Origin of the sequence: Streptomyces sp. BF23-19, assembly GCF_041106355.1 — a bacterium.
Taxonomy (GTDB): domain Bacteria; phylum Actinomycetota; class Actinomycetes; order Streptomycetales; family Streptomycetaceae; genus Streptomyces; species Streptomyces virginiae_A.
In genome coordinates, this window is the sequence record NZ_JBGBPT010000148.1 from 7,508 (window position 1) to 9,855 (window position 2,348).

Below are 2,348 nucleotides of genomic sequence, written 5' to 3' on the forward strand. Positions count from 1 at the left end.
CGAGGGGGGTCCCGGCCTCACGTGTACTTATTCCTTATCCCCCACGTGGTACAGATCACGGTCCGTCAACCCCTCATTACGTTGGCGTAGGTTGGTTACGGGAGTGAAGTATGGGTTCTCGTGGCAGCGACGACGACGAAACTCAAGACCATCGGCTCGTACGCGGCGATCGGGGACAGCTTCACCGAGGGCGTGGGGGACCCGGGACCCGGGGATTCTTATCTCGGCTGGGCGGACCGGCTCGCCGTGCTCCTGGCCGATCAGCGCGAAGAGCACGACTTCCGGTATGCGAATCTGGCGGTGCGGGGGAAGCTCCTGGACCAGATCGTGGCCGACCAGCTCCCGAGGGCCAAGGCCCTCGCACCGGACCTGGTGACCTTCTGCGCGGGCGGCAACGACATCATCCGACCCGGGACCGACCCGGACGACGTGGCGGAACGGTTCGAGGCGGCCGTGGCCGACCTCACCGGGGCCGTCGGTCACGTCATGATCACCACGGGCTTCGACACCCGCGGCGTACCGGTGCTCAAGCACCTCCGCGGCAAGGTGGCGACGTACAGCGCGCACGTCCGCGCCATCGCCGACCGCTACGACTGCCCGGTGCTCGACCTCTGGTCGCTGAAGTCCGTACAGGACCGGCGGGCCTGGGACACGGACCGGCTGCACCTCTCGCCCGAGGGACACACCCGGGTCGCGCTGCGCGCCGCCCAGGTGCTCGGGCTGGACGTGCCGGCCGACCCCGACCAGCCGTGGCCCCCGCAGCGGCCGCGCGGCTCGGTGGACGTGACCCGGGACAACATCCAGTGGGCGCGCGAGCACCTCGCGCCGTGGATCGGCCGACGGCTGCGCGGGGAGTCCTCCGGGGACCACGTGGAGGCGAAGCGGCCGGACCTGCTGCCGCTCTAGTGCTGTGACCCGGTGGACCTTTCCGGTCACAGCACCAGGGGTGCGGGAGCCGGAAGCGGAATCCTTCGGGGTCGGTGTGCGTTGGGATGGTCGTAGAGCGACGACCATCCTGACCCCATCCTCCCTGGAGGCGCTTTGACCGGCTCCCGTCCCTTGCGTCCGCGGCTGCGTGCCCTGCGGCCCGAAGCCTTCGGTGCGGACCCGTCCGGTGCCCGGCTGGAGCGGATCCGCCGCTCGCCGAACTTCGCCGACGGCGTCTTCCAGAACCCGGTCGGGGCTCGGAACAGGCCCTCGGGTTCGATGGCGGAGTTCGCCAAGATCTACTTCCACCGGGAGCAGCGGGTACGGCGCAGCCCCGCCGCGCCGATCCCGGTGCACCCGACGACCCTGGCGGACCTGGCGAAGCCGCCCGTGAGCGGCCTGCGGCTCACCTGGATGGGGCACTCCAGCGTGCTCGCGGAGATCGACGGGCGCCGGGTGCTGTTCGACCCGGTGTGGGGCGAGCGGTGCTCCCCCTTCCCCTTCGCCGGTCCCAAGCGGCTGCACCCGGTCCCGGTCCCGCTGGCCTCGCTGGGCCGGGTCGACGTGGTGGTCATCTCGCACGACCACTACGACCACCTCGACCTGCCGACGATCAAGGCGCTGGCCGGTACGGACACGGTCTTCGCCGTTCCGCTGGGCGTCGGCGCGCACCTGGAGCGCTGGGGCGTACCGGCCGACCGGCTGCGCGAGCTGGACTGGAACGAGAGCACCAAGGTCGCCGGTCTCTCACTGACGGCCACCCCCGCCCGGCACTTCTGCGGCCGCGGCCTGCGCAACCAGCAGCACACCCTGTGGGCGTCCTGGGTCGTCGCGGGCGACGAGCACCGGATCTACCACAGCGGGGACACCGGCTACTTCCCCGGATTCGAGGAGATCGGCGCCGAGCACGGCCCCTTCGACGCCACCATGATCCAGATCGGCGCCTACTCGGAGTACTGGCCCGACATCCACATGACGCCCGAGGAGGGCATGCGCGCCCACCTCGACCTGCAGGGCGGCACCCCCCACGGCACGATGCTGCCGATCCACTGGGGCACCTTCAACCTGGCGCTGCACCCGTGGGACGAGCCGGGCGAGGGCACGCTGACCGCGGCCGAGGGGGCCGGAGCGGCCGTCGCGCTGCCGATCCCGGGCCGGCCCTTCGAACCGAACGCCGCCGACGCCCCGCGCCTGCCGTGGTGGCGACCCTTCGTCGCCGGGGCCCCGGCGGGCGGCCGGGTCGACGGACCCTCGGCCGTGCCCGCGCTGGGCGCCGGGTCGGTGGCGGGGACGGCTGCGCGGGTGGGATCCGCGGCGGCCGGCGGACAGGAGAAGTCGGAGTCCGTCGGGTCGTCGCGCAGCTGGACTGCGATCACGTGCCGAGCCGTACGTACCTGATCGAGATGGTGCGGCCGTTCTCC

General features: G+C 71.9%; 2 protein-coding genes. Both read left to right on the top strand.

The window, feature by feature from the left end; translation table 11 throughout:
• Nucleotides 1-120: 120 nt before the first annotated feature.
• Nucleotides 121-906, top strand: coding sequence for an SGNH/GDSL hydrolase family protein (locus tag AB8A24_RS41935; protein WP_328960817.1), 786 nt, complete (start codon nt 121-123; stop codon nt 904-906).
• A gap of 135 nt (nt 907-1,041) precedes the next feature.
• Complete coding sequence (locus AB8A24_RS41940) at nt 1,042-2,325, top strand: MBL fold metallo-hydrolase (protein ID WP_369479129.1); 1,284 nt, start codon at nt 1,042-1,044, stop codon at nt 2,323-2,325.
• The last annotated feature ends 23 nt before the right edge of the window (nt 2,326-2,348 follow it).